The sequence below is a fragment of the Streptomyces carpinensis genome (assembly GCF_002154505.1).
Taxonomy (GTDB): Bacteria; Actinomycetota; Actinomycetes; order Streptomycetales; family Streptomycetaceae; genus Streptomyces; species Streptomyces carpinensis.
Map to the genome: position 1 here is coordinate 1 of NZ_MUBM01000506.1, position 6,987 is coordinate 6,987.

At 70.7% G+C, this 6,987-nt stretch carries 4 protein-coding genes and 3 pseudogenes; 4 read left to right on the plus strand and 3 right to left on the minus strand.

Annotated features, from left to right (window positions below):
* Positions 1-192 precede the first annotated feature (192 nt).
* Positions 193-1,626: an MFS transporter gene (locus tag BZY54_RS45005; RefSeq protein WP_086731144.1), complete on the plus strand. Its 1,434-nt coding sequence runs from the start codon at positions 193-195 to the stop codon at positions 1,624-1,626.
* A 167-nt stretch (positions 1,627-1,793) separates the two neighbouring features.
* Here the strand turns inward: BZY54_RS45005 and BZY54_RS54195 are convergent.
* Positions 1,794-2,105, minus strand: a pseudogene (locus BZY54_RS54195) (DUF6233 domain-containing protein); the annotation flags it as partial.
* A gap of 88 nt (positions 2,106-2,193) precedes the next feature.
* Between BZY54_RS54195 and BZY54_RS45015 the strand changes: the two are divergent.
* Positions 2,194-3,204, plus strand: a complete 1,011-nt coding sequence (locus BZY54_RS45015; RefSeq protein WP_086731141.1) for a DNA polymerase Y family protein — start codon at positions 2,194-2,196, stop codon at positions 3,202-3,204.
* A gap of 99 nt (positions 3,205-3,303) precedes the next feature.
* On the opposite strand, the gene BZY54_RS45020 is transcribed toward BZY54_RS45015, so the two are convergent.
* Positions 3,304-4,605, minus strand: a complete 1,302-nt coding sequence (locus tag BZY54_RS45020) for a bifunctional class I SAM-dependent methyltransferase/NUDIX hydrolase (protein ID WP_244217650.1) — start codon at positions 4,603-4,605, stop codon at positions 3,304-3,306.
* 115 nt (positions 4,606-4,720) lie between these two features.
* Here BZY54_RS45020 and BZY54_RS45025 point away from each other — a divergent pair, with 115 nt between their 5' ends.
* Positions 4,721-5,734 carry a cation diffusion facilitator family transporter gene (locus BZY54_RS45025; RefSeq protein WP_086731142.1) on the plus strand — a complete coding sequence of 338 codons (1,014 nt, stop codon included), beginning with the start codon at positions 4,721-4,723 and terminating at the stop codon, positions 5,732-5,734.
* Positions 5,735-5,979: 245 nt separating this feature from the next.
* A pseudogene (locus BZY54_RS45030) lies at positions 5,980-6,816 on the plus strand (Dyp-type peroxidase); the annotation flags it as partial.
* On the opposite strand, the pseudogene BZY54_RS54200 reads toward BZY54_RS45030, so the two are convergent.
* Positions 6,796-6,987: pseudogene (locus BZY54_RS54200) on the minus strand (putative PEP-binding protein); the annotation flags it as partial. The pseudogenes BZY54_RS45030 and BZY54_RS54200 overlap by 21 nt on opposite strands.

Sequence of the window (6,987 nt, forward strand, 5' to 3'; positions counted from 1 at the left end):
GCGCACCATCGGCGCGACGGCACTCTCGTACGACCTCCGGCACGGGCCTGCGCCGCGCGCATCGCCGGTCCGTCCGACTCTTTCCGCGACCGCTCCCCGCCCTCGTCGGCGTGCCCGGTGCGCACCGATGCGCACCGCACCCGTTCGACCGAGACGGCACAGACCGGTCCCACTCCGTTCGGAGAGGCCTTCATGCCCCGCAAGTCCACCCGCCTCACCTTCGCGGTCCTCGCGACCGGTGCGGGCGTGTTCTCCATGCTGCAGTCGCTGATCGCGCCGGCTCTGCCGACCGTCCAGCACGCGCTGCACACCTCGCAGTCCACCGTGACCTGGGTGATGACGGCGTATCTGCTGTCCGCCTCGGTCTTCACCCCCATCCTCGGCCGGGTCGGCGATCTGGTCGGGAAGAAACGCACGCTCGTCGCCGTCCTGCTCGTGGTGCTCGCCGGCTGTCTGCTCGCCGCGCTCGCGCCGAGCATCGGCGTGCTGATCGTCGCCCGTGTCGTCCAGGGCGTCGGCGGTGCGCTGTTCCCGCTGTCCTTCGGCATCATCCGGGACGAGTTCGCGCCCGCCGAGGTGCCCGGCAGCATCGGCAACCTGTCCGCCGTGATCGCCGCCGGCGGCGGCGTCGGCATGGTGGCGGCCGGACCCATCGTGTCCGCGCTCGACTACCGGTGGCTGTTCTGGATCCCGGTCGCCGTCGTCGCCGTCACCGCGCTGATCGCCCTGCGCTGTATCCCCGAGTCCCGCAACAGGGCCGAGGGTGGCGTGAGTTGGCTCGGTGCCGGGCTGCTGTCGGCCTGGCTGGTGGCCCTGTTGCTGCCGGTCAGTCAGGCCGGCGCATGGGGGTGGATCTCGGCCCGCGTGACCGGTCTGTTCGCTGCCGCGGTCATCCTTTTCGTCCTGTGGCTGTACGCCGAGGCCCACTCCGGCACCCCGCTGATCGACCTGCGCGTGATGCGGCTGCCCGCGGTGTGGACCACCAACGCGGCTGCGCTGCTGTTCGGCGCCGGCATGTACGCCATCTGGTCCTTCCTGCCCGGCTTCGTGCAGACCCCGAGCGGGGCCGGATACGGCTTCGGCGCGAGCGTCACGGCCGCCGGGCTGCTCATGCTGCCGATGCTGGTCGCGATGTTCCTCTCGGGTGTGCTCAGCGGCCGCCTGCAGCCGGTGCTCGGTGCCAAGACCCTGCTGGTGGCGGGTGCCGGACTCGGCGCACTGGCCTGCGGCTTCCTCGCGCTCTGGCACGACCGGCAGTGGCAGGTGGCCTTCGTCGCCGGCGTCTTCGGCCTCGGTATCGGCCTGGCCTTCGCCTCGATGGCGAACCTGATAGTCGGCAGTGTCCCGGCGGACCAGACCGGCGCCGCGACCGGCATGAACGCCAACATCCGCACCATCGGCGGTTCCCTCGGCACCTCGGTGACCAGCGTGCTGGTCACCGGTCACCTCCAGCCCTCCGGCCTGCCGTACGCCTCCGGTTACACCCACGGCTTCGCCCTGCTGGCCCTGCTGTGCCTCGGGGCGGCGTCGGCGGCGCTTCTGGTGCCGGTGGGGCGCACCGGTGACCGCACCGCGGTGGTCCCGGCCGTCGACCCCGAGCCGGAGCCGGCGGGTCCGCGTCGCTGAGCGCGACGGAGGGCTGTCACGTCCATGAGGCAGGGTTGACCTGTGCGATCGGACGGGCGGACCGTGTGGGTCGCATCGGGCCGTGGTGCGCGGTAGGAGGTCGTCTTCGAGTCCGCTCGGCGCCCCAGCGCCCGGGCGGCTAAGTCGAGGATGTTCAGCCGGCGGTCGGGCCGGCGGTGGCCGCAGGAGGGGAGGCCCGAGGCCAGCAGCCGCCGGGCGTCCTCGCGGCTGACGGGACGGCGGCGCCGGCCGGCGATGTGGCAGTCGCCGGCGTGGACCTGGACGGGCGGGCCGCCGTTGCCGATGCCGAGTTCGACGATCCACTCCGGTGGCCGCGGTCGCACACGGCGGCCGTGTTCGGCTTCCGCCTGCCGTTTCCGGATTGCGGCGATCTTGCGGTCGATGCGCGCCAGCCACATGGCATGCCACACCCGCAGCGTCTGCAGACGCTCCAGATCAGGCGGCAAGTCGTCGAACATGTTTTTGATTCTAGATCCATGATCCAGTACTCGCGCCCTCGCGTGTTCGATTTATCGTTCGATAATGTGGTGTGCGGGAGGCGGCGTGATGAGCACAGAGGCAACACCGGGACGAGATGAGCCGACGGTGATGCATGTGCGCTGCCCGGACCGCCTTCCCCAGGAGCTCTACCGCCAGGTCCTGGAGCAGCTGGCGGAGCTGTCCCCGATGGTGCAGGCGCTGCCGCCGACGGCGGCGCTGGTGGAACTGAAGGGTGCGCTGCGCTACCACGGCGTGGACGCCCACAGGCTGGGCGAGGTCCTGCGGATCCGCACCGTCTCCCGCCTCGGAGTGGACGTCCGCGTCGGCATCGGCCCCTCGATCACGGTGGCGGCCACCGCTTCCGCCCGGATCCCGAAGGACGGCGGCGTCCTGACCGTCGCCGCCGGCCAGGTCACCGACTGGCTGGCACCCCTGCCCGTGGAGGCCCTGCACGGTATCGGCCCACGTCAGGCCGAGGCCCTCCACGACTACGGCATCCACAGTGTCGGGCTGCTCGCAGCCGTGCCGCCCGCCACCGTGCAGCGACTGCTCGGCGGCAAGGCCGGCCGGCAGGCCGTGGACCGGGCCCGCGGCATCGACCCCCGCCCGGTCGTCCCCCGCGCTCTGCCCGCCGCCGCGACCGTCCGCCACACCTTCCCCCAGCAGACCCTCGACGGCGCCGAGGTCCGCGCCGCCCTGCTCGACCTCGTCGTACGGCTGGGCCGGCTGCTGCGCCGGCGCCGCCAGGGCGCCCGCGCCCTGACCCTCGTCCTGAAGTTCGCCCAAGGCGCCTCCTGGGAGAGGACCCGCCGACTGCCCGAGGCGTCCGCCCACGACGAGGACCTGCGCACGGCGGCCTACCAGCTGATGGACGCGGCCGGCCTGCAGCGCGGACGTCTGACCGGTATCGCCGTCAAGGGCGAGGACCTCGTCGACGCCGGACGGGTCACCCAGCAGATCAGCCTCGACCGCGCCCGTGAGGCACGCCTGGTGGCCGAAGAGACCATGGACCGCATCCGCGACAGGTTCGGACCGGACTCGATCGGCCCGGCCGCCGTGTTCCGCCGGGTCTCATGACGCGCGGTGCCGACCGGGGAGGGGGTTCGCGGCGGGTGCCGTACACCCCGAGGACGCAGGCGAGACAGCAGAGGCCGCCGATGTGCCCATGCCATCCGCTCAGCTCGTCGGCGGTGGTGTCCGGCCCGCGTAGGGGGTGAAGTGCGCGGGAGCGTGGTCGATGGGCGGCAGGTCGGAGCGCCAGGCAGTCAGGATCTGCGCACTGCACACGAACAAACCCTGCGGCAGCGCGTCCAGGCGCCACCAGCGCCAGTCGCCCACGCTCTCGTCCGGCTGGTCGCAGGGCTCGCCCTGCCATGCCGAGACGACGGCGCCGACGGTGACGCGCACGACGTCGTCGACATGGTCGACGAGTGTGCCCAGCAGAGTCACGTCCTCCGGGCGTGCCACAAGCCCGGTTTCCTCCGCGAGCTCGCGAACGACGGTGTCGTGGAGGGACTCTCCGGGCTCGACGGTGCCGCCGGGCAGTTCCCACGTGCCGTGCCGGTGCCGTCCCAGCAGCAGACCGTGCTCGCCGAACAGGATCGCGCCGACACCGATCGCGGCATGCGGTGCGGGTGGTCGGCGACTACGGGGACGGCTGGTGAGGAGCGAGAGATCGGTGGGGCGGTGGCGTCGGGCCCGGACGAGCTGGACGATCACGGGATTGCCGTCGGAGGGTGCGGTGAGGAGTTCGATCGCCTCCACCTTGAACCCGTGGCCCGTCAGGAGGTCCGCCCAGACCTGCGGGTCGAGCACCCACATCTGTGTGGGGATCGGCTCCTCGTCCCGCAGCCGGATGAACTCCTGGCGTGGTGTCACCTCGCCGGACGGACCCTGCCCGTCGGCGTCGGTGTGGAGGGCGGAGAAGACGAGGGGCGCGCCGTCGGTCAGTCCGTCCCGCAGAGCCGGGAGCAGATGGTGCGGATCGATGCAGCCGAAGGTGCGGATGCCGTAGGCGGCCTCGTAGGGCCGCGCATGGCGCAGGTGCTCGGCGACGTCCTCGCACAGGAAGCGGACTCCTGGCTCCGTGCCGTGATCGTTCACTGCGCGCTGGTGCTGGGTGGGGGACAGGTCGACGCCGTCCACGCGGGCGCCGTGCTCGCGGGCCAGGTGGACGGCGTGGTGACCCGGACCGGAGCCGATGTCGAGGACCCTCTTGCCGCGGATGTCCCCGAGGACCTCGGCCCCCGGTCCCACGCCGGGCCAGAACCCCCAGTCGATGCGATCGGGCACGGGAGGGGAGTAGCCGTGGTCGAGCTGCCGCTGACCGTAGATGGTCCAGCTCTGTTCGTGGGCGGGGTGTGCCGTCACGGACGAGTCCCTTCCGACGGGGATTCCATGAAGCTGCCCGATGATCCGGCGCGGCATGCTCGTCTCGTCGGCGGCGAGGTCGTCGGCGGTCGAGTTCCGGCCGTTCATGGCGGACTCCTTTCGCCACTGCCGCCGAGCTCCTCCAAAGTGATGGCACCGTGCAGTCGGCCATGCGGACGTTCCCGAGTCCCGGAGCGAAGGGGAAAGGGAATACTCTCCGGACATGAGGGCGCAGGGCGAACCGGAACCGGGGCGAGGGACGGGCGCGGACATCGGGCCGGTCCTGGATCACCGGGTGGGTTCCTCGGGCGGTCCTGGCGCGGGCGGGTCAGCCTTCACCGTGATCGTCGCGGCGGCCGCCAATCTGGGTGTCGCACTCGCCAAGGCCGTCGCCGGTGCACTCAGCGGTTCCAGCGCCATGCTGGCCGAGGCCGGGCATTCGGTCGCCGACACCATCACCGAAGTACTCCTGCTGACGGCCCTGAAACGCAGCACGAAGCCCGCCGACGAGGACCACCCTCTCGGGCACGGGCCCGAGCGGTACATCTGGGCGCTGCTCGCCTCCGTCGCCACTTTCGTGGGCGGCGGCGTGTTCGCCCTCTACGACGGCATTCACGCCCTGACACACGGAAAGAGCCCGGGCAACCCCCTGACCTCCTACATCGTGTTGGCCGCCGCATTCGTGCTGGAAGGCCTGTCCCTGCGTACGGGGCTCAGACAGGCCACCGGAAGAGCGAGGCACTTCCGGGTCCCCGTTCTCCGCTATCTGGAGCACACGCCCGACACGGCCGTCAAAGCGGTCGTCATGGAGGACGCCGCGGCCCTCACCGGTCTGGTGCTGGCCGCGCTGGGACTCCTCGGCGGCCAACTCACCGGATCCGGCGCATGGGACGCCATCGCCTCCATCCTCATCGGACTGCTGCTGGTGCTCGTCGCCTGGGTCCTGGGCCGCTCCAACGCCGAACTCCTCATCGGCCGCGCCCTGCCGGCGCCGGTGCGGGACGCCGTGCGCCGGGAGCTGATGTCCGTCCGGCACGTCGAGAACGTCCTGGAACTGACGACGCTGGTGCAGGGGCCGGGGGAGATCCTCATCGCCGCGAAGGTCGACTTCCGTGACATCTCCACGTCCGATCAGATCGAATGGGCCTGTGAGGAGGCGGAGAACCGCCTTCGTGCCATGCTCCCCGCCGTCAGACGCGTCTACCTGGACCCGACCCCGTCCCGCCACGACGACTGAGACCCGGCCACCCCGGCCGCGAGAATCCCCGAAAGCCGACCGCGGAATCCCCGAAAGGAAGTCCCCCGGACCTCACGTGGCGTCTATGGCATGCCCGAGACGAACGTGCTGTGCGCGATACGACTACAGCATCCAGAGCGATCAGCCGATCATGAATGACGTCGAGGCCACCGTCATGCCGATCCGAGTGATCCCCCCGAGTGACGGTGAGCCGCCTTGGCCGCGACAGACAGGAGAGGGAATCCGTGGTTGAGTCGCAGTCCGTGCTCGCCCCACCGGCCAAAGCGGCCGTGTTCCTCGTGTGCACCATCGCGCCGGGAGGCGAGGGCGTCGTCCGTGACCTGTTGCCGGATGTGGCCGGGCTGAGACGGTCGGTGGGATTCAGGGCTCCGGATGCCGAACTCACCTGCGTCGTCGGCATCGGCTCGGCCGCGTGGGACCGGCTCTTCGAAGGACCCCGCCCACGAGATCTTCACCCCTTCGTGCCGTTGGCGGGCGCCCGTCACTGCGCCCCGTCGACCCCCGGCGATCTCCTCTTTCATGTACGGGCCCGCCGTATGGACCTGTGTTTCGAACTGGCCCAGCTGATCGCCGAACGGCTCCAAGGAGCCGTCACCGTGGTGGACGAGGTGCACGGCTTCAAGTCCTTCGACGAGCGCGACCTCCTCGGCTTCGTCGACGGCACGGAGAACCCCGAGGGTGGGCCGGCGGCCGACGCGGTGTTCATCGGCGACGAAGACCCGGATTTCACGGGCGGCAGCTACGTCATCGTCCAGAAGTACCTGCACGACCTCACCGCCTGGAAGGCGTTGCCGGTCGAGGAGCAGGAAAGGGTCATCGGCCGCACCAAGCTGGACAACGTCGAACTGCCCGACGACGTCAAGCCCGACGACTCCCACGTCGCCCTGAACACGATCACCGACGAGGACGGCAACGAGCGGAAGATCGTGCGGGACAACATGCCGTTCGGCCGCGTCGGAGACGGAGAGTTCGGCACCTACTTCATCGGCTATGCGCGCACCCCCGAGGTGACCGAGGAGATGCTGCGGCACATGTTCCTCGGTGACCGGCAGGCCGTCCATCGCCTCGAACAGCTCCACGAAGTCCTTCTTCTGCAGCGGCAGCAGCTGCTTGAGGGACTCCTCGCGCTCGGCCTCGGCGTCGGCCAGGACCAGCCGCTCGACCAGCTCGCGCCGGTCACCGAGGAACATGTGCTCGGTGCGGCCCAGGCCGATGCCCTGGGCGCCGAAGCG